Consider the following 24,795-nt stretch of genomic DNA (forward strand, 5'->3'; position numbering starts at 1 on the left):
TCTGATCGCTGCTGCTACCACTGGCCAAATCATCACATAGCTCGTAGGGCAATGGCTGAATTGCGGTTGGTAAGGGATCGACAAACAATTCTAATGGTACAATGTCAAAACAGCCCTCGCCTCCATTATAGGGAGCGGTGTTCAAAGCATTACCGACTGCCAAAACATAAATGGTCTGCTGGAAAGGGGTCGTGTTTTGATACGCGGTCGGCGCAGGAATGGCTCCTGAAAAATCAGGGGCCTCTAACGCATTCTGACCCGCTGTAATAGCATCTACCTCAACTTCATAATAATAAAAATCATACTGGGTCGGATCCATAGCTCCCAACATCTCCAACTCACGAACGGTTAAATCGAATATCTGTAACCCATCGGTGTTGTCATCACATAATCGCAAGGGTGAAGGCTCAGTTAATATCGGACTGTTGCGGACTTCTAAAACTAAAGCAACTGTAGCATAACATGTAGTATTAGACCCCTCAATTCTAGCAAATACAACATCGGTAAACGGGTCGTCGTTAATATAGGGATCAACAAGCTCGTTTAAATTATTTTGAGCGTCAAGAAGTGTCGGGTGATAGGTGACCACTAAATCTGGATCATTATTAGTGATGTCTTCATCCGCATCGTGTAGGTTGAAAGGTGCATAACCATCATTATCGGTGTCGCAAACAATTAAAGGATTTGGCGTTTCATTAATGGTAGGACGAGAATCTACGATAACTTCAACAGAGGTTGTATCAAAACACTCAGAATCGATTACGGGTTCAATTCTTATAAAAATTGTTTGTCCAGGAGTAGGAACCGAATAAATATTTGGTAACGGATTTGCTCTTGTATCAGCATCAGCCTGAGAAATATGGTAGGTAATAATGTATTCTGAAGCAATCTGATCAGTTAATACGTGCGCAGTAAACTCAAGTGGCAAGTTAACATCTTCAGCTCCTGAGCCATCCTGATCGCATAATGTAATAGACGGCACATCCCCTGCATTCACTGGTGTATAATAAATCTGAAATTGAGCAATTGCATAACAAAGCTCTTGTGCACTATCGTGAATTCTAACATAAATAGTTTGTGGAGTTCCTCCTGTAATAAGATACGCCTCTGGAGTAGCAATTGCACCTACGTTGTTTTCGCTTCCAGCTTCAGTCGTAAAATACTTTACATTAAACAAAGCAGGATCTTGTGCGCCTAATACAATTGCATCATTTTGGGTAAGATCAAAAATTCCCGATTGCACTCCGTTGTCGCATCTATAAATATCTACTGGCTGAGCAGCCACTACAGGTTGCGGGTTAAAAGTGATATTAAAGTCGATTGATTCTTCTACAAAACAAGCAGCTTTATTTCCGCTAACGGTGTAAATTCCTGACTCGGTAACTTCTATTGTTGGAGTGTTTCCTCCAATTAGATTTCCGTTAAAAAACCAATTATATACATCTAAATCGTTAAAATTGGCAGTTAACGTTTCTGTAAAACCTTCACAGCTTTGATTATTCCCAAGTATTATCAAGCCTTGCGAAGAAAGATCAACATCTTGTTCAAATTCATTGTTGTCTTCATTGGTTTCAATAACTATTCCAGTTCCTGTACCATCATCATCTACAACGGCCCGCAGCACGAAGTTTTGAGGTGTTCCTACAGGAATATTCAAATTTATTGTACCACTTTCAGTACCATCAATTGGAATTTCATTTACTGTTTGGGTTTGCCCTAATAATACAGCGTCGGCATAAAAAGCAATAGGCGTATTTGGCGGTAATACAGCCGTACTATTTGAATTCCTAACAGTATAATTTGCTTCTATATTTCTGTCTTCACAAAGAACCCCAAGATTGTCGATAACAATCGTAGCGTCAGGTAGTTCAGAATTAACACTTATAATAATGTTATTGACCATTATAAAATCCTGCCCAGAACTTAGTTGAATATTAATCTGATCGTCCCCAGGTTCAATTATGTTTAAACCTTCTAGGTTATAGAAATCCAAATCCATATTGTATAAAACAGTGGAATTGGTATAACTATTTGTACTATTAAACGCGTTATTACCAGGGTTCAACGGCGGATTATCGATTAAGATATTATTAAGCCTAAGACTCTCATTCACAGCAATTGCCGCATCGCCCTCCCAGGCCAAGAAGCCAATTTTTGAAGCGACATCTGAAGCTGCATTAATAGGACCCAATGTAATATTAATGTTATTACTATTTCGATCTACATAATCTAAACCGTCAAAAAGTGTTATTTGGTTTAAAAGTAAGTTAGGGTCTTCATAAATAACAATAATCCCCCAACCTCCAAAATTTGTCCCTCCTGAACAGTATGGGCCGATTGCTCCTGTTAAATCTAAATCTGAAAAAGTATAAAGCCCTTCTCCATTCGCAGCCAAAATGCTTGTTACATCTGCATATGCCGAGAAATAATTTAATCCAGTTCCTGCTGTTAGCGCAAAAGTACGGTCGGCCGTTACATCAGTACCGTTAAGCTTAACGTTAAAATCTCCGCTACCTGAACCAGCCCAATAAAGATGTGCAGAAAACAAGGTTTGTCCAGGATCTAATTGAAAATCTGCCGTGCTTTCTGTCAAGATAGTACAAGCACCAAAGGTCCCGTTTTCTTCTGTATTCAGGGTATTTCCAAAGGCAGTAAAATCATACCGCCCATTAAATTGCAGATATTGCTGAATTGGCACCGTCTGTTGTGAAAAGACCAAAAACGGTATAAACAAAAGAAGCGAGAGTATTAATCTTTTCATAAATTGAATATTAGGATTTCAAATATATTGAATACATTGTCTTTCTTTTTATAAATAGACAAAAAAAACACGACATGTGATGATTTGATATTTAAAAAACAGAACAAGTAAAGATAGCAATTTGATAAACTATTTAACATCATATATATTTTCCAATAAAAATAGCCTTGATTGTTATTTATAAATAATTCATTTTTCCTCTAAAACTTAGGTCAATCGACCTGCGATTTCTACATTTGTATTCCTTTAAATTAATTATATATGAAACCAGATTTATTTGAAGCTCCAGATTATTACAATCTTGACGAATTACTTTCCGATGAACATAAATTAGTGCGTCAAGCAGCCCGTGATTGGGTAAAGCGTGACGTTTCTCCAATTATAGAAGAATACGCTCAAAAAGCAGAATTTCCAGAACAAATTATTGGCGGACTTGCTGAAATAGGTGCTTTTGGCCCATATATTCCTGAAGAATATGGCGGTGCTGGCCTTGATCAAATCTCTTACGGATTGATTATGCAAGAAATTGAGCGTGGCGATAGCGGCGTTAGAAGTACTGCTTCTGTTCAATCTTCGTTGGTGATGTATCCTATTTATAAATATGGAACGGAAGAACAACGAAAAAAATACCTTCCAAAATTGGCTTCCGGCGAATGGATGGGGTGTTTTGGATTAACAGAACCTGACCACGGAAGTAATCCTGGCGGAATGACTACTAATTATAAAGATATGGGCGACCATTATCTTTTAAACGGTGCCAAAATGTGGATTAGCAATGCTCCTTTTGCACAAGTTGCTGTTGTTTGGGCCAAGAATGAAGAAGGTAGAATTCACGGTTTAATCGTTGAACGAGGTATGGAAGGTTTTAGTACTCCAGAAACACACAACAAATGGTCGCTACGAGCTTCTGCAACTGGTGAGCTTATTTTTGACAACGTTAAAGTCCCGAAGGAAAATCTATTACCAAACAAATCTGGCTTAGGAGCGCCTCTTGGATGTTTAGATTCTGCTCGCTACGGAATTGCTTGGGGTGCAATAGGTGCTGCAATGGACTGTTATGACACAGCATTACGCTATTCAAAAGAAAGAATCCAATTTGGAAAACCGATTGGGCAATTCCAACTACAGCAGAAAAAGCTTGCTGAAATGATTACAGAAATCACCAAAGCTCAATTATTAGCGTGGCGTGTTGGTGTAATGCGAAATGCAGGAACAGCAACCAGCGCACAGATTTCTATGGCAAAACGTAATAATGTAGATATGGCTATTAACATTGCTCGAGAAGCTCGACAGATGTTAGGCGGAATGGGAATTACGGGCGAATATAGCCTTATGCGCCATTCAATGAATCTAGAAAGTGTTATTACTTACGAAGGCACGCACGATATCCATTTGTTAATCACAGGATTAGACATTACAGGTTTAAACGCTTTTTCATAAGAAGCTTAAGTGTTTTATAGCCTTAAAAGTAAAACCACGATTTCACGGGAATGCCAAATTGCATACGTGATTCGTGGTTTTATATTTAATACATTTTAAGTTTGATTTTTACTAAATCAGTTAACTTTAAGTATAAATCAGAAAGATCAAAAGAGCGGAGTAAGGTTACTATATGCAGTGAAACTTTAGACTTCGACAACATTGATTAATCCCCGTTCTTTTACTACTTAAATCACGTTGAGTTCTGTGAGGCCTAGACCTCGAGGCCACGGGCTATTATCATTACAGACTCGCACAGTTTCTTTACAAAAACAACATAGTTATATCGGTTGTAAATCCGCTATCGGCAAAACGTTTCATACAAATGAGGCTAGCCAAAGTAAAGACGAACAAGAGCGATGCAAAGGCAATCTGCGAGTATGCCCTGGCCAACGAAGTTCCGCTTTGCAATGCCTTGACTGATGACCAGGCAGAGTGTCTGCAACTCTTCCGATTAATAGACAGCTATTTTAAAAAACGCACAGCCACCTAAAGCAAATTGCACGGCGAAAAAACCATAGACATTCCCTCCAAGTTTGTGTACCGTTCCCTAAAACGGGACAGGAAACACTTGGACAAAGAGATTGCCGGTATCGAGGAACGTCTACTCTCCCTGGTCACGATGGAGCTTCAACAACAGCTCACTCTTTTGACTACCGTTCCAAGAATAGGCACAAAGACAGCATTGTTTTTAATTGTAATATCCGATGGTTTTTCCAAGTTTGAGACTGCTGCGCAGCTCTGCAGTTATGTTGGTATTACACCTACAATTCGAGAGTCAAGGAGCAGTGTGCGTGGTCGTAGCAGGATCAGTAAGGTTGGCAACAAGAAATTGCGCAACCTTTTGTTCCTTTGCGCATTCAACGCCTGTAAGCACAACAAAGCGTGCCGAGAACTCTATAAACGGGTTGTCAATACTTGTTTCCGACGAGAGAGGCTCGAGCGAGAGGAAGACAGAAGTAAGAAACTGGCTTTTATTGCGGTATCTAATAAATTGCTCACAAAGTGTTTGGCAATTGCAAAATCAGGAAATCCGTACGATCCAAAGTACATATCGGTACTGAAATTGATATAGCAAAAATTAATTTTATGATAATGATGTGAGCTTGTTCCACTTCAAAATTGCCAGGAATCCTATGATTCAAATTTGATGAGGAAAAGACTTGTTTTTCACCTCAGTTCTCTTAATTGCCCATAAATATCCTTGGTGTCAAGTAAGTTTAAAACCTGTTTTACAATAGATTATGCGCTAAAATTTTTACTTTTGTTCATATCCAAAGTTCTGTGGTAAAAACCAAGATATAAATAAAGACGGAAATCTTTGTTGGAAACCCCGTTTTAAAAATGTTTAGCATACACTACTGATTTTAATTTGATGTACCTTCATCAATCAATTCCTTTACATCTTTTTTTTCCTCACCATTCATTTTTGGATTCTTAGGAGTAGAAGTCTTCTTTTTATGATGAATTTCATAATACATAGCAAAATGGTCACTTCCAAAATTTTTAGAGCGTTCCATTCTGCCAACATATAAATCGCGTGTATGAAACAAATGATCTAAAGGAAAGCGCAAAAAGAAATAATTGGCATTATATGTTGAATAAAACCCGCGACCTACTCTTGGATCGATCATTCCTGTCATTTTTTTGAATAATCGCGTGGTTCGACTCCAAACAACATCATTCATATCACCACACACAACCGTTGGTCTATCAATTTTTCGAATCAGCTCTCCAGTAAGCATCAATTCAGCATCACGTTCTTTTGACGTTTCATTTTCTGTAGGACTTGGCGGCGCCGGGTGCAAACAACAAAAATGTATAGGCTTTTGTCCTTCAAAAGAAAAATCAAAAAAAATTGAAGGCTTATCATCTTCAATCTGATATTTCACTTGTACATTTTGCAATACTACTTTGGAGTAAAGATGCATTCCGTAGAAATTTTCCAAAGGCACTTTTACAGTATGAGTATAATCTTTTTCAATTGCTGAAAGACCGTTATCCCAATCTTTATTAGATTCCATTGTAAGAACTAAATCAGGATTGAACTTTCTTATTTCTTGTAAAAATTTAGGGTATTCAGTATTCGTCTGAAGCACATTGCCAGCCAAAATCGAAACATGACCATCGCTTGCTTCTTCTGTCGATTTTCTCGGATAAAGCGAGCTATACGGCACAACTTTGAATAACTGATAAACCATTGAAAGCACAAGCGACGCAATTAAAACCCAAATAAATACTGTAAACTGTTCTTCAATATAAAGTAAAGTAACGAGAAGAATAATTTGCAGCATTATAGATTGAAAGCGCACAAAATCGGCTGTTCTAAAAAACCAGTGCGGATTTTCAGTAGCTGGAAAAAATGGACTTATCGTAAAGAAAATAATTAATATATATAAAACCATATTTCAAATTTAAGCTATTTGAATTTGTGAAAGGATTGGAATAGTTTTTTTGAGCCTTTTATTATGATTATTTTTACAACTTACCAAAACCTTAAATTATGAAACAAATTACTTTAAGTATTTTATTAGCATTCTTAACTTTTTCGAGTCTGTTTGCACAAGATTATACTACGCCAAATACAGGTGTGGTGTGGAGCCTTGCCGATATTGCGGCCGCTAGTCCAACAACCATAACAGGATCAGGGTCGAATTACACCTTATTGGGAAATCTGACCGTTGCCGAAAATGATACGGTTTTAATTGAAACAGACCTTACGCTTTCTATCGACGCTGGTTTACGCATCACTGTTTTTGGGACTTTTATAGTGGATTCAAATCAGGTCACTTTTACTGCTATTGATCAGGCAGCTCCTTATGATGGTTTCCGTTTTGAAGATAATTCAGTTATAAATATTAAAAACAGCACAATTACTTACGGTGGTGGTTTACGGGTTTTAACTGCGAATTTTATAATCACAGATTCAACTTTATCTTTCAATGTGTCTGGTACCACTAGTAGTGCTGTTATTCAATTATCTAAAGGAAAACCTCAAATTCTTTTCAATACAATTACATTTAATGAAAACCCTGCAATTGGCTCGGCTGCAAATGCCCAAGTATCTGCTGTGATTAATGGGAATTATATTGAGGGAAACAATATAGTAAATTCCAATCGTCCGCAAATAAACCTCGGCGTTACGATACCATCAGAAACACTTCAAATTATCAATAACACTATAATTGGAGATCCAGCCAACGATATGGCAGGTGGTATTGCTTTGGCCAATTTTGTTGGAGGAAATATGGATGCTAATATAACCCAAAACATTATAAGAAATAATCGGTACGGAATCGCAATTCTTGGTACCAATGCAAATGTGGAAATTACGTATAATATCATTGAAGACAATAATACTCAAGGAAATCCTGATTTGGGAGGAAGTGGTATAAACGTCATTTCAGCATCGAGTACAATGACTGTAAATATTATTGGAAACGAGATTAGACGAAATCTATGGGGAATAACCCTACAGGATCAGGCAATGATAAATTTAGGAGCAGACGTAACTAATGGAGGGAATAATACGTTTTCCGAAAATGGAAATGGAGGCGTAGTCTATGCACTTTACAACAATACTCCAAATACAATTTTGGCAAAGCAAAACTGCTGGATTGAAGGACAAGAAAGCACAGCCCAAGATGTTGAAGGAGTGATTTTCCACAACGTAGACGATCCTTCTTTAGGTGAAGTTGTTTTTGAACCATTTTTATGCGGAATAACCGTTGGAATTGAAGATAACAACCTTGCTAATTTTGGGTTCTACCCTAACCCAGTTAAAAATGAAATTAACTTCAACAACATTCATTCGTTTGAAACAGTTGAAATTTACGGAATTCAGGGTAATTTAATTTCTACAAAGGTAATTTTAGAAGGAGTGCAAACGCTTCCTGTTAATCTTCCTTCAGGATTGTATTTTGTGAATTTCTCTAGCAAAACTGGAAGTATAACAAAGAAAATGATTGTTGAATAATTTCTAAAAACTCACAATCGATTCAAACCTCACAAGTCGCACAGACCTGTGAGGTTTTTTTAATTAATTAGATAACTGTCGTAAAAAAATTGCAAGATATTTACACTAAGAACCCCACAAATCCCTACTTAAAAACGTAATTTTGCAGCGTAAAAAATTAAACAGAAAAGATTGTGAAAATTCAGAATAAAGCCACACTTGAATTGAGCCAGGAAGAAATGAAAAGCTACGGCTATGAAGTTGTGGATGCAATCGTAGCGCATTTTGTTACACAGAACGATAAGTTGCCCGTGGTTTCTGGTTCGCGCTCAGAAATGGAAAAGTTGTTTCTTGAAGAAGCACCCGAAAACCCAACCAATGCAAAAGAGGTTTTAAACTTTGTTTTAAATGAGGTTATGACCAAAAGCAATATCGTTTCGCATCCCAAATCGTATTCTTTCGTTCCGGGACCGAGTAATTATATTAGCGCTATGGCCGATAGCTTAACGGCAGGATTCAATATTTTTTCTGGTGGTTGGCAAGCTTCTCCTGCAGCAGCCGAAATGGAAATTGTAACCATGAACTGGCTTTTAAAAATGTTCGGTTTCCCTCAGAAAAAAGGAGGCGGAATTTTTACAAGTGGTGGCTCAATGGCCAATTTAACCGGAATTGTAACCGCACGTACGGTAAAGTGTGGCGATGATTTTAGCAAGGCAGTTATCTACCTTTCCGATCAGGCACACTCTTCAAATATAAAAGCTATTCGTGTTCTTGGCTTTAAAAAAGAGCAAATCCGGATTATCCCTACCGATAGCGAATTCAAATTTTCGCTCAACAAATTAAAAAATGCCATTGCAAAAGACAGACTCGAAGGTTGGCAACCCTTTCTTTTAATTGCAACTGCAGGCACAACAAATACAGGAACAGTCGATCCGCTTTCAGATATTTCAAAAATCTGTAAAAAGGAAGATATCTGGTTTCATATTGACGGTGCTTATGGAGGTTTTGCAATACTTTCAGATGACGGAAAACCTCTATTAAAAGGAATAGAAAAAGCCGATTCCCTTACTATCGACCCTCACAAATGGTTCTATCAGCCTTATGAGATTGGCTGTTTATTGGTGAAAAGGCATAAATGGTTAAAAGGAACTTTTACTGAAAGACCTGAATACTTGCGGGATATTGAGGGCAATACTTCTGAAATAAATTTCTACGACCACGGTATTGAACTTACCCGACGTTTTCGGGCGTTAAAATTTTATATGTCCGTAAAAACATTCGGATTGAGCGAATTTAGAAAAGCTATTTCCTATAACATAAAACTTGCCGAAGCTACAGAGTCGTATCTTCGAAAAAGTCCTAATTGGGAGGTAGTTTCGCCAGCAACTTTAGCCGTTGTAAACTTCAGATATAACCCTATTGGAAACAAGCTTTCTGAAAAAAAACTAGACGAATTAAATCAGTATATTTCACAAGAGGTTGTGAGTTCAAAGGAAGCGTTATTGGTTACGACCATCCTTAATAAGCAAGTAGTTTTACGAATGTGCTTAATCAATCCACGCACAACTATGGATGATATTATGGAAACCATGAATCTTTGTGAAAAATTTGCAAGTAAAAAACTTCCAATTTGATAAAGGCGGATGTCATAATCATTGGGGGCGGTGCTGCTGGATTTTTTACAGCTATAAATGCTGCTGAAAAAAATCCAAATCAGAAAATCATCATTTTAGAAAGGGGAAAAGAAGTACTTACCAAAGTGAGAATTTCGGGCGGAGGTAGATGTAATGTAACCCACGCCGAATTTATTCCGAGAGATCTATCTCAAAATTACCCGCGTGGAGAAAAAGAACTACTCGGTCCGTTCCATACTTTTATGACTGGAGACACCATTGAATGGTTTGAGAAGCACGGTGTAGAATTAAAAACAGAAGAGGACGGAAGAATGTTTCCCGTTTCCAATTCTTCGGAATCTATTATAAATTGTTTTCTTTTTGAAACGCGTAGGTTGAGTGTCGATGTATTGCTCAATCAATCGGTCAAGGAAATTCAAAAAGTTGATGACTCTTTTCTTATAACTACTACTTCAGATAACTTCTCCGCAGAAAAAATTGTGGTCGCCACTGGAAGCAATCCAAAAATCTGGAAATTACTTGAAGGATTGGGGCATACAATAATTCCAGCGGTGCCTTCGCTTTTCACTTTCAACATTACAGACGAGCGTATAAAAGACCTCGCTGGAATTGCTAAGAATGCTCGAATAAAAATTCTGAAAGAAAGAGATGTTTTAGAGAACAACGGTTCGCTTCTAATAACCCATTGGGGAATGAGCGGTCCAGCAATCTTAAAACTTTCAGCTTGGGGCGCACGGACTTTAGAATCCTTAAAATATCAATTTGAAATCGAAGTTAATTGGTTGGAAAACATTTCTGAAGAAGAAGTTTTAGACGAATTAAAATCACTAAAAGTTAACTTCGGAAAGCAAACAATTTTAAAACACTCCCAATTCGAACTTCCGAAGCGATTGTGGCAAAGCCTTATAAAAGCCACAGGCATAAGTGATACACTAACCTGGGCAGAAGCCACGCGCGAAAATCTTCAAAACATCGCCAATCAATTAACAGCTGGAATTTTTCAAGTTGATGGAAAAAGTACTTTTAAAGAAGAATTTGTCACAGCTGGTGGTGTAGATTTAAAAGAAGTGAACTTTAAAACTTTCGAAAGCAAGGTATGTGAAAACTTATATTTTGCTGGGGAAGTCCTTAATATTGACGCTATTACAGGAGGCTTCAATTTCCAGAATGCATGGACTGGTGGCTTTATCGTTTCACAAAATTTGTCCTCCCCCGACCCCTCCCAAGGAGGGGACCAATAGCATTTGTTATATAATTTATATACACAATCTATATACAATGGGAAAAAGAAGAAGAAAATAATCGAACTTAAAGATGAGGTTTGGGAGATTCTCGAAAGAGAGGCAAAAGCAGACAATAGATCTTTGAAAAATTATATCGAAAATTATTTTGAAAATTTAGCCCGTCAATTAGCGGAACCGTCAGACGAGTATATAACAATGATGGACGATCTATTGGATCGTCAGGAAAAGGGTACTTTAAAAACTATTCCAATTGATGAAATAAGAAAGAAATATGGCATTTCGCGTAAGACTGTCGATTGATGCACATCGGGAGTTGAAAAAGGCAAAGTGTTTTTACGAAGCCATGGACAAGAAAATGGAGTTTCTTATTGATTTTGATGAACACATTGAGTTTTTAGAGCAAAACCCACATCTGTTTCAAATTCACTATCGGAATGTACGAATTGTTCATTTCAAGATATTTCCTTATTCACTTCACTATAATATTATTGATGGGACAGTGACTGTATTGAACATAATAAGACAAAGCCAATCCTTTTAACATGCAACCCCACATCGCCCTTCTTCGCGGCATAAACCTTGGCAGCCATAAAAAATAAAAATGGCAGATCTAACACATTTTTTTCGCGTAGGAATCTTTAAATATAGTAACATATTTTCGGGGCATAATTTTAACCGTCCACGTTGATTGTCCTTCGCGTTTCAAATATCAAGATAACTACAAATTTTCGGTCAAACTTCTACCCAAAGACTGTTAATGCACTGTTAAACTAATTTCCTTATGAGTGCGCTGATGTTTTAATGCCTAACTTTAGTAAGCTAAAACATCATACCATGAACCAAGATTTATACAACCTCAAAAAAACACTCAAATCATCTAATGAAAGCTTAACGTATTACAGCCTTCCAGAACTCAAAAAGCAAGGCTATAATATTGAAAAACTTCCCTTCTCTATCCGTATTTTATTAGAAAATGCGCTTAGGAATTATGATGATTTCTCAGTAACTAAAGAACATCTAGATGCACTCTTAAAATGGAAGCCTTCGGGCAACGACAAAGATGTTGCGTTTAAACCTGCACGCGTTTTAATGCAAGATTTTACAGGTGTTCCAGCAGTTGTAGACATTGCTTCACTTCGAGCCGAAGTTGCACGAAAAGGAGGCGATGCTTCCAAAATAAATCCAATGATTCCAGTAGATCTTGTTATAGACCATAGCGTGCAAGTAGATTATTTCGCTGCACAATATGCCTATCAGCAAAACATCGAAAAGGAATATGACCGAAATAAAGAACGTTATACATTTTTAAAATGGGCGCAAAAATCATTTGATAATTTTAGTGTCGTACCTCCGGGAATGGGAATCTGTCACCAAGTAAACTTAGAATACTTCTCAAAAGGTGTTATTTCCCGTGATGGCATGGCATTTCCAGACACCTTAGTTGGTCTAGATAGCCACACACCAATGGTTAACGGCATAGGTGTTGTAGCGTGGGGCGTCGGAGGTATAGAAGCTGAAGCTGCGATTCTTGGACAACCAGTCTATTTTATATCCCCTGAAGTTATTGGTTTGAAACTTACTGGAGAACTCCCCCTTGGCTCTACTGCAACCGATCTAGTACTAACCATCGCCAATTTATTAAGAGAATATGGAGTGGTTGGAAAGTTTGTCGAAGTATTTGGTCCAGGTTTAGATAACCTTTCTGTTCCTGACAGAGCTACCATCGGAAATATGTCGCCAGAATTTGGATGTACCATCACTTATTTTCCAATAGACAACAAGACGTTGGAGTACATGCGCAATAGTAACCGCAGCGAAGCGCAAATTACTTTGGTTGAGGATTACTGTAAAGCAAATATGTTGTGGCGCCAAGATGAAGACCAAATTACATATACCGATGTGGTTGAATTAGACATTTCTACAGTTCAACCAACTGTGGCAGGCCCTAAGCGTCCACAAGACAAAATACTACTGAAAGATTTAAAAGAAAAATTCATCGAACTTGAACACGAATCTTTTGGCCGAAAATATATTGAACATTCAGAAAGAGAAGAAGCTATTACCAGATGGAAAGCAGAGGGCGGAAGCCAGCCAAGCGAACAATCGCACGAACCTTCAGCCGACGTTGAATTTCAAACTGAAGAAAAGAATGGTTTAAAAACAGTCTGGATTTCACAAGGAAACGAAAAATTTATGCTTTCTGATGGTGCTGTGGCAATTGCCGCTATCACGTCATGCACCAACACTTCTAACCCTTTTGTAATGATTGGGGCAGGATTAGTGGCCAAAAAAGCACGTGAACAAGGTATAGATGTAAAACCTTGGGTTAAAACATCTTTAGCGCCTGGTTCAAAAGTAGTAACCGATTATTTAGAAAAAGCCGATTTATTAAAAGATCTTGAAGCACTACAGTTTCATTTAGTGGGTTATGGTTGTACTTCTTGTATTGGAAATTCAGGTCCATTACCCCCAGAAATTTCTAAAGCAGTTGGCGAAAACGATCTTATAGTAACTTCTGTTCTTTCAGGAAATAGAAATTTTGAAGCCCGTATTCACGCCGAAGTAAAAATGAACTTCTTAATGTCGCCAATGTTGGTTGTGGCATTCGCATTGGCTGGAAGAGTGGACATCGACCTCACTAAGGAGCCTCTAAGCTTTGACCGAAATGGAAGACCTGTTTATTTAAAAGATATTTGGCCAACAGATGACGAAATTAATGAGGTAATGCGTAAGGTGTTGACCCCTAAAGATTTTAAGAAAAACTACGATGAAATTTTCGATGGCAACGAGATCTGGAGAAATTTAGAGGTGCCTAACGACAGATTATACCAATGGGACGACAGCTCTACGTATATTAAAGAAGCTCCCTTTTTCCACAATCTTTCAAAAGAGCCAAAACCACTTAAAAACATTGAAGGCGCAAGAGCATTAATGATGCTTGGCGACAGTATTACCACAGATCACATATCTCCAGCCGGCGCGTTTTCAGCAGATTCTGCCGCAGGAAAATATCTAATCTCTATGGGAGTGGATAAAAAAGACTTCAATAGTTATGGTTCCCGACGTGGAAACGACGAAGTAATGGTAAGAGGAACCTTCGCCAATGTCCGAATTAAGAACCAACTGGCTAATCGAGAAGGCGGCTACACAACCTATCTTCCAACTGGTGAAGAAATGAATGTGTATGAAGCTTCCCGAAAATACATTCAAGACGAAACACCACTAATCGTACTTACTGGAAAGGAATACGGTAGTGGATCATCTCGTGACTGGGCCGCTAAAGGAACCATCCTGCTAGGGGTAAAAGCTGTTCTAGCAGAAAGCTACGAACGAATTCACAGAAGTAATTTGATTATGATGGGCGTGTTGCCACTTGAATATGTAAATGGTGAAACAGCCAAAACCTATGGACTAACTGGAAAGGAAGTTTTCAATATTACAGGAATCGAAAACGACTTAACCCCTCTAAAAAAAGTTACCATAACAGCTAAAAAAGAAGATGGGTTTGAAGTGTCCTTTAAGGTTATAGCTAAACTAGCTTCTCCCATAGAAGTAGCGTATTATCAAAATGAAGGTATTCTTCAATATGTATTGCGTCAGTTTTTGAAAGAATAAAGCGGTTAATTATTTTTGATTTATTGTTCGTGGTTAATCAAATATTTAAACTGTGGTTGGTAAATCGACAATTTTAACCATCAATCGTAAATCAAAATGATTCTACTGGTTCGACCAAAATTTCTTAGGAAAAATTTTAACGGAATCGCACTTTGGCCTTTTGTAATCGTTAGAAATCCCGATTTATCTCGGGATTTCATATTTTTAAATCACGAGCAAATCCATCTTCGGCAACAAATAGAATTGTTGGTAATTTTCTTTTACGTGTGGTACGGAATGGAATTTTTATTGCGATGGATATCATATAAAAACAGAAATCTAGCGTATAGAAACATTAGTTTTGAAAGGGAAGCCTACGCTTGTGAAAAGAACTTAAACTATTTAAAAAAAAGGACTTTCTGGAGTTTTCTGAAATATTTATGAATGCCCCGTAAACACAATAAATCTTAGACTATTTAGTACCTTTGAACCCATGCAAACGCTTTGGCAAAACAAGTCTATTACTACTGAGAAAATAGATCTTTCAGCTTTTGGAATCAATGATTGTTCATTGTATTTAAGGCGAGAAGACTTGCTTCATCCATTCGTTTCTGGAAATAAATTTAGAAAGCTGAAGTACAATATCGAAGCTGCCCAATTACAAAAACACGACACTTTATTGACTTTTGGAGGTGCATTTTCAAACCATATCGCCGCAGTAGCGGCAGCAGGAAAAGAATTGGGATTGAAAACCATCGGAATAATTCGAGGCGAAGAGCTAAAAGGGAAAGTCGATGAAAACCCAACACTATCTTTTGCTCAAAACTGTGGGATGCAACTGCATTTTGCCTCTAGGGAATTGTATAGGGAAAAAGAAAGCCTCAAATTTAAAGATGATTTAAGAAAGTTATTTGGTGATTTCTATCTTTTGCCAGAAGGAGGTACAAATTCATTAGCCATCAAAGGATGTGAAGAAATTTTAAAGAAAGAAGACGCTGTTTACGATTACATCTGTGTTCCTGTTGGGACAGGCGGAACAATTTCGGGATTGATTAATGCTTCTAAACACAATCAAACTGTTCTCGGATTTTCAGCATTAAAAGGCACTTTTCAAACTTCTGAAATATCAAAACATACTTCAAAAATGAACTTCGAAATCATCGATTCGTACTGTTTTGGTGGGTATGGTAAAATAGATATCGATTTAGTGCGTTTCATCAATGAGTTTAGGTTAAAAACAAGAATTCCCCTAGATCCTGTCTATACTGGAAAAATGATTTACGGCATTTTGGATCTTTTAAAAAAGGGGTATTTCATGGAAAATAGCTGTATTTTAGCCGTCCATACGGGAGGCCTTCAAGGGGTGCCTGGAATGAATAAATTATTACTAAAAAAACAATTACCATTAATTGAATAACATGTTTCGAAGATTACTCGGTATCCTTCTTATTTGTGCAGTGTGCCTTACAAGTTGTAAGACGAAAAAAAGAGCAACCTTTCACACAAAAAAGCACAGAACGGAACGGGTTGTACGCACAAAAGAACCTAGGAAAGAACAAGATATAAAATCCGAAACTCCTGAAACGGTTGAAGCACCTCCAGCAAACGTTCCTTATAGTGATCGAGTCGCTAATTACATCAATGATTACAAAGGCATAGCTATGGAAGAAATGCTACAATACGGAATTCCAGCCAGCATTAAATTGGCTCAAGGAATTTTAGAAAGTGGCGCCGGTGCTGGAGAACTAACCCGAAAAGCAAATAATCATTTTGGCATTAAATGTCATTCAGGTTGGCAAGGAGACAAAGTGTATCACGATGATGATGAGCGAGGCGAATGCTTCAGAAAATACAACGACCCAAAATATTCATTTAGAGACCATTCCTTGTTTCTAACGCAGCGCAGTAGATATCAAGACCTTTTTAAATTAAGAAAAGATGATTACGAAGGTTGGGCAAAAGGTCTTAGAAAAGCAGGATATGCAACAGATCCCCGATACCCTCAAAAACTAATCGGCATCATTGAACGCTATAATCTTAATCAGTACGACGATCAAGTGTTAGGAAATCGAATTGAGAACCAAGATGAGCCAGATGAATCTAAAATTGCAACCTATGTCGTACAAATGGGCGATACTTTATATAGCATTTCCCGAAAATTCAATTTAACAGTAGAAACACTAAAAAAGTATAATGGCTTAACGAGCAATGATATCTCCATTGGTCAGTCATTATATCTCCATCCAGTTAAAAATTAATATAAAATTTTGTTCAATCGGGATTTTGATGGAAGTCTTATCAAAACAAATAATCTCTTTTAAATTAATATGAAATGCCCATTAATAGATTGTAAGCCAACTGAAGGTAAGTATTGGGGCATTCCCTGTTCGCCCTTTAGGCGGGCATCTTTCTAATTTTAAAATATTTTATACAGATGAAATACCAAAGAAGTAGTGCCCTTTTTGTTGAGGCACAAAAAGTTATTCCAGGGGGCGTAAATTCTCCAGTTCGAGCATTTAAGGCAGTTGGAGGCGACCCTATTTTTGTTGAAAAAGCACAAGGAGCCTATCTTTATGATGTCGATGGAAATAAATTAATAGATTATATCAACTCGTGGGGGCCAATGATTTTAGGCCATGCTTATGCCCCGGTGGTAAATGCCGTTGTTGAAAAGGCTAAAAAAGGAACTTCCTTTGGCATGCCAACGAAGATTGAAACGGATATTGCCGAATTAGCCGTTTCTATGGTTCCAAATATCGACAAAATTCGATTTGTTAACAGCGGAACCGAAGCTTGTATGAGTGCTGTACGATTAGCACGTGGATTTACAGGAAAAGATAAAATTATCAAATTTGCAGGCTGTTATCACGGTCACAGCGATTCGTTTTTAATTCAGGCAGGAAGTGGTGCCGTAACATTTGGCACGCCTAACAGCCCTGGTGTAACCGAGGGAACGGCAAAAGACACTTTATTGGCTACTTATAACGACTTAGATAATGTAGCCCAATTAATTTCAGCAAACCAAAACGAAATAGCTTGTATCATTATTGAGCCCGTAGCTGGAAATATGGGGTGTATTCCACCAACAACAGGATTCTTGGAAGGTTTAAGAGAACTGTGTGACAAAAACAATATACTTTTAATTTTTGACGAGGTAATGACTGGTTTTCGCCTGGCTCCAGGTGGCGCACAGGAACTTTTTGGAGTAAAAGCAGACATCGTAACCTTCGGGAAAGTGATTGGTGGCGGATTGCCAGTTGGAGCTTTTGCTGCTCGTTCAGAAATTATGGATTATTTAGCGCCAATTGGCCCTGTTTATCAGGCAGGCACCTTAAGTGGAAATCCGTTGGCGATGGCAGCTGGTTTAGCTATGTTGAATGAACTTAATAAGAATCGAAACATATTTGAATCGATTAATAAAAAGACTGAGTATTTACACAATGGGTTAGACAGGGTACTTTCTGCTGAAAATGTAAAGTTTACCATAAATAGAATTGGCTCAATGATATCGGTACATTTTTCAGAAAATAAGGTTGTCGACTTTAATTCAGCTGCAGAAGGTAACAATGATAACTTCAAAAAGTTCTTCCACGGAATGTTGGACGAAGGAATCTATATTGCTCCAAGTGCTTTTGAAACTTGGTTTTTATGCGATGCGCTTACGTATGAAGATTTAGACCAAACAATCGAAGCTTGTGCTAAGGTTGCAAAAAAACTTAAGTAACAAAAATCCCTTTCCACAAATAGCGGAAAGGGATTTTTACTTTTTTAGTTAAAAATAACTATTGATTGTCTTTTAACCATTTTGAATATTGATCAGCTGTCAATATCTTTTTCATTGATTCTTTTAACGCTGCATCAGTTTTTTGCTTTTCAGCTTTTACAGCGGCGCTCTTAAGGTCTTTGCCATTAACATTTTTCTGATAGCTTACTTCTTTTGAAACCAATGCGCGGAATACTGCTCTTGTTTGGTCACCGCTCAAACCAAGGTTTTCTGTCATAATTGCAGCTTCTTTTTTGGCGATTACTTCAGGGCGGTTTTCATCCTGTGCAAGTGATTGTGCAGACGTTGATTGTATTCCGAAGAACATGCTGGCGGCAAAAGCAAATACTGTTAATAGGTTTTTCATTGTTGTAATTTTTAGTTTTTGAAGTTACTAATGTAACTATTTTATACATAACAAGGCAATAACTGAGCCAAAATTTAGTTTATTGCCCTCCGCGCTTATAATGTTTCGCTTCTTTTTTAGCTCGAGATGGTCTTTTTGCCTTGTTATTTTCCCAAGTTTCAAATTGCTCAGGCGTAAGTATTTTCTTAAGTTCTCGCTTCAATGTGATTTGACGATCTAGCTTCGCCTTTTTTGCAGCGTATTTAGCTTCCGAAGTCATTTCCTTTCTGTTTTCGCGATCGGCAGGCTTGTCTTTTCCAAAATCTAAAAACACTTGTTTCACCTTTTTTTGCTGTGCGTCGGTCAAGTCCAATTCAAGAGTCATCTTCTTGCTAAACAAGTCTGCACGTTGTTCTGGAGTAAAATTCCCCCTCAATTCTTTTTTGTGTTCCTTTTTGCTTTTCGACTTGTTTTGAGCAGTTAAGCCCAAAGAGCCAAGCAGCATAATAATTATAAGTAGGTTTTTCATAATGGTGTGTTTTTAAATATTCAACAACACTATGACAGCGAAATTACGGATTGGTTTAATACGCTACTTTAAAATAAAAAATAAAGCCGCCAAAAAGCGACCTTATTTACAACTATTTTAAAGGTTGATGATGCGTTTTTAAAGCGTCTTTACAAATAAACCTTCATCTGTTTTCTCAACTTTTGCAGCCTTTGATGCGGTAAGGCCTTTAATAGTTTTATCCCACTTTTTATTACTCAGCCCACTTTGTGATTTTAAATCATCCAGTTCAATTGGTGAGTTTTCTTTTAGGATTGCATATACCGCTTTTTCGTCTTCGGTCATTTCCACTTTTTTACGCTCAGGTCTCATTTGTGGAAAGAAAAGCACTTCTTGAATCGATGTGTTATTGGTCAAAAACATAATTAAGCGATCCATTCCAATGCCCATTCCACTTGTTGGTGGCATTCCGTATTCTAAAGCACGAAGAAAATCGAAATCTATAAACTCTGTTGCTTCGTCATCGCCTCTATCGGCAAGTTTTAACTGAGCTTCAAATCGTTCTCGTTGGTCTATTGGGTCGTTTAATTCGCTATAGGCATTTGCTAATTCGGTTCCACACACCATCAACTCAAAACGTTCGGTAAGTTCAGGGTTTTCACGGTGTTTTTTACAAAGTGGACTCATTTCCTTTGGATAATCGGTGATAAACGTTGGCTGAATGAAGTTACCTTCACACTTTTCACCAAAAATTTCATCAATTAGTTTTCCTTTACCCATTGTATCATCTACTTCAATATTCAAATTGATTGCAGCTTGCCTAATTTCGTCTTCAGTTTTTCCTGTAATGTCGAAACCTGTATATTTCAAAATTGCTTCTGCCATTGTCACCCTTGGGTATGGCGCTTTAAAATCTATATCGTGTTTCCCGAAAGTAACTTTTGAAGTACCGTTAACTCGAATGGCACAAAATTCCAGCAATTGTTCACAGAAATCCATCATCCAGTTGTAGTCTTTATAGGAAACATAAATTTCCATAACGGTAAACTCTGGGTTGTGGGTGCGATCCATGCCTTCATTACGGAAGTTTTTTGAAAATTCATAAACTCCGTCAAAACCTCCTACTATGAGCCTTTTTAGATACAATTCATTTGCAATTCGCATATACAATGGAATATCGAGTGAATTGTGATGTGTTATAAAAGGTCGTGCCGCAGCTCCACCAGGAATTGGCTGTAAAACTGGAGTTTCCACTTCAAAATATCCGCGGTCGTTAAAGAAATCTCTCATTGCGCTGTATAACTTGCTGCGCTTTACAAAGATTTCTTTTACGTGTGGGTTTACAACTAAATCGGCATAACGTTGTCGGTAGCGTTGTTCAGGATCTGTAAAGGCATCGTGGACTTTACCTTCAGAATCTACACGTGGTTGTGGCAATGGTTTTAAGGCTTTACTCAACAATGTGAAGTTTTTCACCATAATGGTTTTTTCGCCTACTTGGGTCTTGAATAATTCCCCTTCAATTCCGATGAAATCTCCAATATCCAGCAGCTTCTTATAGACTTCGTTGTAAAGCGTTTTGTCTTCGCCAGTACAAATTTCATCTCTATTAAAATAAACCTGAATACGCCCCTCAGCATCTTGAAGTTCAGCAAAAGAAGCTTTTCCTTGAATTCTTCTCGACATTAATCTTCCAGCTACTACTACCTTTTTTCCTTCTTCAAAATTTTCTTTTATATTTTTTGAAGTATGATCTACTGGATAGAGTTCTGCGGGATATGGATTGATTCCCATATTTCGCAATTGGTTTAATTTTTCCCTACGGATAATTTCGAGTTCAGAAAGTTGCATAGTTTTATCTAAAAAATGAGGGTGCAAAGATAGGGAAATGTAATTCCAAATACTATATTACATTTTGAAGGAATTGGAAATAACAGCATTGCATTAGCCTATTTTGATCCAAATTTCGAAGACGTATCGCTTAGGCAATTTAAGATAGCATAAAAGAACCTTTATAACTTGGAATAGTGAATTCCATAAATCAAGAATATTAATCGTAAATTTGTTGCATATGAGTATTTGGAGAGTTATTCTTTCAATTATATTTCCACCTTTAGCCGTTATCGATAAAGGTTGCGGCTCGGTATTGATTGTTCTCATTCTTACAATTTGCGGATGGATTCCTGGCGTTATTGCTGCACTTATTATTTTAAACAACCCTAACAAATAACATTATGATTCGAAAAATACTCTTTCTTCTGGGGGTTTCCCTAATGCTGATTAGCTGTCAGTTTACAGAAACAATGGTGCTTAATGAAGATGGCAGCGGAACAATTTCTGTTGAAGTAGACCTAAGCGAAATGATGGCTTTTGGTGGGATGGATGCAATCGATTCATCGGTAATAAAAATGGATACGATTATTTCTGTAAAGCAGTTTTTAGAAGAAAATAGAGATAGTATTGCATCACTTTCCAAAAAGGAACAAATAAAGCTCAAGAAGCTAGAGAACTACAATATTCGATTAAAAATGAATTCGGAATCTTCTGAAATGATTTATAATATTTCGACTACTTTTAAATCTGTAAACGAAGCAAACGATATGATTCAGGGACTGGATAAGGCAGGCGACTTTATTCCAGGAACGAATGAAAACCCAGAAGACGCGAAAAAAGAAGAAGAATCTCCCGATATTATCGGTGTGAATTATTCGTTTATTAACGGTGTTTTTAAACGTGATGCCTACATTAAAGATAAAAAACTGCATCGACAAGAAGTTGATAGCCTTCAACAAACCGAAGCTTTTTTACAAGGCTCCAATTATACTTTAAGTTATACTTTTCCAAAACCGATTAAAAAGGTTTCAAATACTGCCGCAACCCTTTCAAACAATAAAAAAACATTAACCTTGCAAAAGGCTTTTATAGATTATTTCAAAAATCCAGATTTGCTAGATTTAGAAGTTGAACTAGAAAATTAACTTTATTTTTTGAGTGTAAAGTCAAGATACTCGTATCTTCAGGCTACCAAAACTGATTAATCATTAACAAATGTCACTATGAAAATATTATATTTTTTGCTTCCGCTATTTTTAGCAACAGCTTGCAAAACGCCATCAGAAAAAATAAATTCTTCTGAAAAAACCAAAATGGAACAATTAAAAAACGTGTCGAATGGATGTCCGACGGACGGAACTTGCGAAGTGGTTATTCACAAAAACAAAAAGCTTGAATTAGTTAATGAAGGCAATGACCGAATGTATTCTCAAATGGTTGAAGGTGAAAATTTGGTTATTGAATACACGTACTTAAAATCTGCCCCAAAAGGAATAGCTGATGGCAATTATTTTGAAACTATTCAGTTTGAAGTGCCCGTAACAGCTGAAAGCTTAGTAAAAGAGAACAAAAGTTTAGCCGATGTGAACTTAATTTTTAGCAAATTTGGTAACAGAACAGCTTCCTATCATCCCGTAACTGAAGGAAAGCTATCATTTAAAAGAACTTCTAAAACTATAAGCTTCAACTTACAATTCAAGGTTAATGACGCAGACCAAGTAGTTTCGCGTATAACTGAAACGGTCGAATTTGAGTATTAAAAACCAGAAGCAAAGCATCCTATAAATGTATAAAGCTCTTCAAATTTTGGGGAGCTTTTTTGTTGTGCAAGCTCTTCGGCAAGGCTCAGGATAAACCAAGGTCGAACCCCGAATAGTTTTAACCTTTTAGTTTTTGGAGGTCTAATACACTTCGACTGCGCTCAGTGTGAAAGCAGGCTATAACTTAAACTTACGAAGAAAAGTTAACTACAATGTTTACCTAAATACAACAATTGTTCTTGATACATATTTCGGTTTTGTTACTGAACAAAATGAAAATGAAGGTCATATTTAAGAAACTCTCCAAAAGTCTATAATGACTTCGTCTATAAGAGATCATAGAATTGTAATCGGACAACAATGAAATGCAAATAAATTAAACTTCAGGAGCTAATTCTATTTCAAGTCCGTTAAGTTCTTCTTTTACAAAAATCTGACAGCTCAAACGGCTATTTTCCTTCACATTAAAAGCTTCAGAAAGCATTAAATCTTCGTCGTAACTCATTTCGGGAAGTTCATGATTGCTCACAACATAACATTGACAAGAAGCACACATAGCCATTCCGCCACAGATACCAATAGTTCCTTCTGGAGCAAGTTCGTAAGAGCGAACAACCTCCATAATATTCATATTCATGTCTGTTGGTGCATCTACTTCGTGTTTTTCACCTTGACGATCAATGATTGTTATTTTTATGTCTTCCATTTTAAATCTTAGAAGTTAATGAGCTGTTTTCAAGAATACCTACAAGGTGTTTAAAAGTTCGCAGGATTGAATCCGAAATTTTGAAACCTTGCAGGTTAGCTCTAATTTGAATGTTTAATCAATTGATTTTACAGTAGCTTTTGGAGCTTCTTTTTTACTGCCGTCAAACCCTTCAACACCACCTACAGTAGTATATTTTAAAACATATCGTTTATCTGGATAAATACGTTGATATGCGCTTTGACACATTAACGTTGCTTCGTGAAAACCACAGAGAATCAACTTCAATTTTCCAGGATAGGTATTTACATCGCCAATGGCATATATTCCTGGAATATTAGTTTGATAGTCTAACGAATTATCGACTTTAATTGCATTTTTTTCAATTTCTAGACCCCAGTCTGCTATTGGGCCTAATTTTGGAGATAAACCAAATAACGGCACAAAATGATCACATTCTCTGTTAAATAACTCGGCACCGCGTTTAATTACAACTTCTTCCAATTTGTCATTACCTACAAGGCCAACAACTTCGGCTGGAGTAATCAATTCAATTTTACCTAGATTCTTTAATTCTTGAACTTTATCAACACTATCCAAAGCACCTCGGAATTCATTTCTGCGATGTATTAAGGTAACACTTTTTGCAACATCTGTCAAAAATATACTCCAATCTAATGCGGAGTCACCTCCACCAGAAATAACCACATTTTTATCGCGATATACTTCAGGATCACGAATAATATATTCAACTCCTTTATTTTCGAAATTTGAAAGATTAGGAATAGGTGGTTTTCTAGGTTCAAAGCTTCCTAATCCACCGGCAATTGCAACAATTGGAGCGTGATGTTTTGTTCCCTTATCTGTAGTAACAATAAAGGAACCATCGTCTAATTTTTCAATGGTGTCAGCCCGTTCTCCCAATGTAAAACCAGGTTGAAACGGTTCTATTTGTTTCATTAAATTAGAAACCAAATCGCCTGCTAATATTTCTGGAAAAGCAGGAATATCGTAAATTGGTTTTTTAGGATACAATTCTGTCAGCTGTCCACCTGCTTGAGGAAGGGCATCTATAAGGTGACATTTTAGTTTTAGCAATCCAGCCTCGAAAACGGCAAAAAGACCCGTAGGGCCTGCGCCAATTATGAGAATATCTGTTTTTATCATGAAAAGCTTTCTCTTAAATTTGATTCAAAATTAGTTGTAAAATTA

General features: G+C 37.1%; 21 protein-coding genes and 1 pseudogene. 15 read left to right on the forward strand and 7 right to left on the reverse strand.

The window, feature by feature from the left end; translation table 11 throughout:
- Positions 1-2,761 (reverse strand): CARDB domain-containing protein (locus BLW28_RS04520; RefSeq protein WP_143036837.1); only part of this gene is annotated, 2,761 nt, incomplete at its 3' end.
- Positions 2,762-3,022: 261 nt separating this feature from the next.
- Between BLW28_RS04520 and BLW28_RS04525 the strand changes: the two genes are divergently transcribed.
- Both BLW28_RS04525 and BLW28_RS16180 read left to right on the forward strand, forming a co-directional pair.
- On the forward strand, positions 3,023-4,201 hold the full coding sequence (locus tag BLW28_RS04525; protein ID WP_073216063.1) for an acyl-CoA dehydrogenase family protein: 1,179 nt from the start codon (positions 3,023-3,025) through the stop codon (positions 4,199-4,201).
- Between the two features lie 259 nt (positions 4,202-4,460).
- Positions 4,461-5,315: pseudogene (locus tag BLW28_RS16180) on the forward strand (IS110 family transposase); the annotation flags it as partial.
- A gap of 292 nt (positions 5,316-5,607) precedes the next feature.
- Here the strand turns inward: BLW28_RS16180 and BLW28_RS04535 are convergent.
- Positions 5,608-6,645: an endonuclease/exonuclease/phosphatase family protein gene (locus BLW28_RS04535; RefSeq protein ID WP_073216060.1), complete on the reverse strand. Its 1,038-nt coding sequence runs from the start codon at positions 6,643-6,645 to the stop codon at positions 5,608-5,610.
- A 98-nt stretch (positions 6,646-6,743) separates the two neighbouring features.
- On the opposite strand from BLW28_RS04535, the gene BLW28_RS04540 reads away from it, so the two are divergent.
- The 10 genes from BLW28_RS04540 (at position 6,744) to hemL (ending at position 18,391) form a co-directional block, all read left to right on the forward strand.
- Positions 6,744-8,216 carry a T9SS type A sorting domain-containing protein gene (locus BLW28_RS04540; RefSeq protein ID WP_073216057.1) on the forward strand — a complete coding sequence of 491 codons (1,473 nt, stop codon included), beginning with the start codon at positions 6,744-6,746 and terminating at the stop codon, positions 8,214-8,216.
- Between the two features lie 218 nt (positions 8,217-8,434).
- Entirely contained in the window at positions 8,435-9,829 is a 1,395-nt protein-coding gene (locus BLW28_RS04545) for a pyridoxal phosphate-dependent decarboxylase family protein (protein ID WP_073216087.1), read from the forward strand.
- Positions 9,826-11,070, forward strand: a complete 1,245-nt coding sequence (locus BLW28_RS04550; RefSeq protein ID WP_073216054.1) for a BaiN/RdsA family NAD(P)/FAD-dependent oxidoreductase — start codon at positions 9,826-9,828, stop codon at positions 11,068-11,070. The genes BLW28_RS04545 and BLW28_RS04550 overlap by 4 nt, the downstream gene beginning before the upstream one ends.
- Positions 11,071-11,073: 3 nt before the next feature.
- A complete protein-coding gene (locus BLW28_RS04555) occupies positions 11,074-11,373 on the forward strand; it encodes a hypothetical protein (protein ID WP_234946436.1) in 300 nt (99 codons plus the stop codon).
- A complete protein-coding gene (locus BLW28_RS04560; protein WP_073216052.1) occupies positions 11,345-11,614 on the forward strand; it encodes a type II toxin-antitoxin system RelE/ParE family toxin in 270 nt (89 codons plus the stop codon). The genes BLW28_RS04555 and BLW28_RS04560 overlap by 29 nt, the downstream gene beginning before the upstream one ends.
- A gap of 293 nt (positions 11,615-11,907) precedes the next feature.
- A complete protein-coding gene (acnA, locus tag BLW28_RS04565) occupies positions 11,908-14,688 on the forward strand; it encodes an aconitate hydratase AcnA (protein ID WP_073216049.1) in 2,781 nt (926 codons plus the stop codon).
- Positions 14,689-14,784: 96 nt separating this feature from the next.
- A complete protein-coding gene (locus tag BLW28_RS04570) occupies positions 14,785-15,111 on the forward strand; it encodes a hypothetical protein (protein WP_073216046.1) in 327 nt (108 codons plus the stop codon).
- Positions 15,112-15,160: 49 nt separating this feature from the next.
- Positions 15,161-16,084, forward strand: coding sequence for a 1-aminocyclopropane-1-carboxylate deaminase/D-cysteine desulfhydrase (locus BLW28_RS04575; protein WP_073216042.1), 924 nt, complete (start codon positions 15,161-15,163; stop codon positions 16,082-16,084).
- Position 16,085: 1 nt separating this feature from the next.
- Entirely contained in the window at positions 16,086-16,925 is an 840-nt protein-coding gene (locus BLW28_RS04580) for a glucosaminidase domain-containing protein (RefSeq protein ID WP_073216039.1), read from the forward strand.
- Positions 16,926-17,101: 176 nt separating this feature from the next.
- Complete coding sequence (gene hemL, locus BLW28_RS04585; RefSeq protein WP_073216037.1) at positions 17,102-18,391, forward strand: glutamate-1-semialdehyde 2,1-aminomutase; 1,290 nt, start codon at positions 17,102-17,104, stop codon at positions 18,389-18,391.
- 58 nt (positions 18,392-18,449) lie between these two features.
- Here hemL and BLW28_RS04590 read toward each other — a convergent pair whose 3' ends face one another.
- From BLW28_RS04590 to lysS, 3 genes are all read right to left on the reverse strand, one after another.
- Positions 18,450-18,797: a hypothetical protein gene (locus tag BLW28_RS04590; RefSeq protein WP_073216034.1), complete on the reverse strand. Its 348-nt coding sequence runs from the start codon at positions 18,795-18,797 to the stop codon at positions 18,450-18,452.
- A 79-nt stretch (positions 18,798-18,876) separates the two neighbouring features.
- Entirely contained in the window at positions 18,877-19,305 is a 429-nt protein-coding gene (locus tag BLW28_RS04595) for a hypothetical protein (protein ID WP_073216031.1), read from the reverse strand.
- A 138-nt stretch (positions 19,306-19,443) separates the two neighbouring features.
- The gene (lysS, locus tag BLW28_RS04600; protein ID WP_073216028.1) at positions 19,444-21,135 is read right to left on the reverse strand and encodes a lysine--tRNA ligase; all 1,692 of its coding nucleotides are present in this window, start codon (positions 21,133-21,135) and stop codon (positions 19,444-19,446) included.
- Positions 21,136-21,355: 220 nt separating this feature from the next.
- Here lysS and BLW28_RS04605 point away from each other — a divergent pair, with 220 nt between their 5' ends.
- The 3 genes from BLW28_RS04605 to BLW28_RS04615 all read left to right on the forward strand — a co-directional run bounded on the left by BLW28_RS04605 (position 21,356) and on the right by BLW28_RS04615 (position 22,877).
- Positions 21,356-21,514 carry a YqaE/Pmp3 family membrane protein gene (locus tag BLW28_RS04605; RefSeq protein WP_073216025.1) on the forward strand — a complete coding sequence of 53 codons (159 nt, stop codon included), beginning with the start codon at positions 21,356-21,358 and terminating at the stop codon, positions 21,512-21,514.
- A 4-nt stretch (positions 21,515-21,518) separates the two neighbouring features.
- Positions 21,519-22,262, forward strand: a complete 744-nt coding sequence (locus BLW28_RS04610; RefSeq protein WP_083540673.1) for a hypothetical protein — start codon at positions 21,519-21,521, stop codon at positions 22,260-22,262.
- Positions 22,263-22,340: 78 nt separating this feature from the next.
- A complete protein-coding gene (locus tag BLW28_RS04615) occupies positions 22,341-22,877 on the forward strand; it encodes a hypothetical protein (RefSeq protein WP_073216023.1) in 537 nt (178 codons plus the stop codon).
- Positions 22,878-23,253: 376 nt separating this feature from the next.
- On the opposite strand, the gene BLW28_RS04620 is transcribed toward BLW28_RS04615, so the two are convergent.
- Together BLW28_RS04620 and BLW28_RS04625 are read right to left on the reverse strand one after the other, a co-directional pair.
- Positions 23,254-23,583: a 2Fe-2S iron-sulfur cluster-binding protein gene (locus BLW28_RS04620; RefSeq protein ID WP_073216020.1), complete on the reverse strand. Its 330-nt coding sequence runs from the start codon at positions 23,581-23,583 to the stop codon at positions 23,254-23,256.
- A 114-nt stretch (positions 23,584-23,697) separates the two neighbouring features.
- Positions 23,698-24,750, reverse strand: coding sequence for an NAD(P)/FAD-dependent oxidoreductase (locus BLW28_RS04625; protein ID WP_073216017.1), 1,053 nt, complete (start codon positions 24,748-24,750; stop codon positions 23,698-23,700).
- Between the last annotated feature and the right edge of the window lie 45 nt (positions 24,751-24,795).

It is taken from the genome of Aequorivita viscosa (assembly GCF_900106795.1).
GTDB lineage: Bacteria > Bacteroidota > Bacteroidia > Flavobacteriales > Flavobacteriaceae > Aequorivita > Aequorivita viscosa.

What these genes read in the sequence shown, in the direction of transcription:
- BLW28_RS04525 (WP_073216063.1), top strand. Translation starts at nt 3,023, where the DNA reads ATGAAACCAGATTTATTTGAAGCTCCAGATTATTACAATCTTGACGAA.
- BLW28_RS04535 (WP_073216060.1), bottom strand. Translation starts at nt 6,645, where the DNA reads ATGGTTTTATATATATTAATTATTTTCTTTACGATAAGTCCATTTTTT.
- BLW28_RS04540 (WP_073216057.1), top strand. Translation starts at nt 6,744, where the DNA reads ATGAAACAAATTACTTTAAGTATTTTATTAGCATTCTTAACTTTTTCG.
- BLW28_RS04545 (WP_073216087.1), top strand. Translation starts at nt 8,435, where the DNA reads ATGAAAAGCTACGGCTATGAAGTTGTGGATGCAATCGTAGCGCATTTT.
- BLW28_RS04560 (WP_073216052.1), top strand. Translation starts at nt 11,345, where the DNA reads ATGGCATTTCGCGTAAGACTGTCGATTGATGCACATCGGGAGTTGAAA.
- acnA (WP_073216049.1), top strand. Translation starts at nt 11,908, where the DNA reads ATGAACCAAGATTTATACAACCTCAAAAAAACACTCAAATCATCTAAT.
- BLW28_RS04570 (WP_073216046.1), top strand. Translation starts at nt 14,785, where the DNA reads ATGATTCTACTGGTTCGACCAAAATTTCTTAGGAAAAATTTTAACGGA.
- BLW28_RS04575 (WP_073216042.1), top strand. Translation starts at nt 15,161, where the DNA reads ATGCAAACGCTTTGGCAAAACAAGTCTATTACTACTGAGAAAATAGAT.
- BLW28_RS04580 (WP_073216039.1), top strand. Translation starts at nt 16,086, where the DNA reads ATGTTTCGAAGATTACTCGGTATCCTTCTTATTTGTGCAGTGTGCCTT.
- hemL (WP_073216037.1), top strand. Translation starts at nt 17,102, where the DNA reads ATGAAATACCAAAGAAGTAGTGCCCTTTTTGTTGAGGCACAAAAAGTT.
- BLW28_RS04590 (WP_073216034.1), bottom strand. Translation starts at nt 18,797, where the DNA reads ATGAAAAACCTATTAACAGTATTTGCTTTTGCCGCCAGCATGTTCTTC.
- BLW28_RS04595 (WP_073216031.1), bottom strand. Translation starts at nt 19,305, where the DNA reads ATGAAAAACCTACTTATAATTATTATGCTGCTTGGCTCTTTGGGCTTA.
- lysS (WP_073216028.1), bottom strand. Translation starts at nt 21,135, where the DNA reads ATGCAACTTTCTGAACTCGAAATTATCCGTAGGGAAAAATTAAACCAA.
- BLW28_RS04605 (WP_073216025.1), top strand. Translation starts at nt 21,356, where the DNA reads ATGAGTATTTGGAGAGTTATTCTTTCAATTATATTTCCACCTTTAGCC.
- BLW28_RS04610 (WP_083540673.1), top strand. Translation starts at nt 21,519, where the DNA reads ATGATTCGAAAAATACTCTTTCTTCTGGGGGTTTCCCTAATGCTGATT.
- BLW28_RS04615 (WP_073216023.1), top strand. Translation starts at nt 22,341, where the DNA reads ATGAAAATATTATATTTTTTGCTTCCGCTATTTTTAGCAACAGCTTGC.
- BLW28_RS04620 (WP_073216020.1), bottom strand. Translation starts at nt 23,583, where the DNA reads ATGGAAGACATAAAAATAACAATCATTGATCGTCAAGGTGAAAAACAC.
- BLW28_RS04625 (WP_073216017.1), bottom strand. Translation starts at nt 24,750, where the DNA reads ATGATAAAAACAGATATTCTCATAATTGGCGCAGGCCCTACGGGTCTT.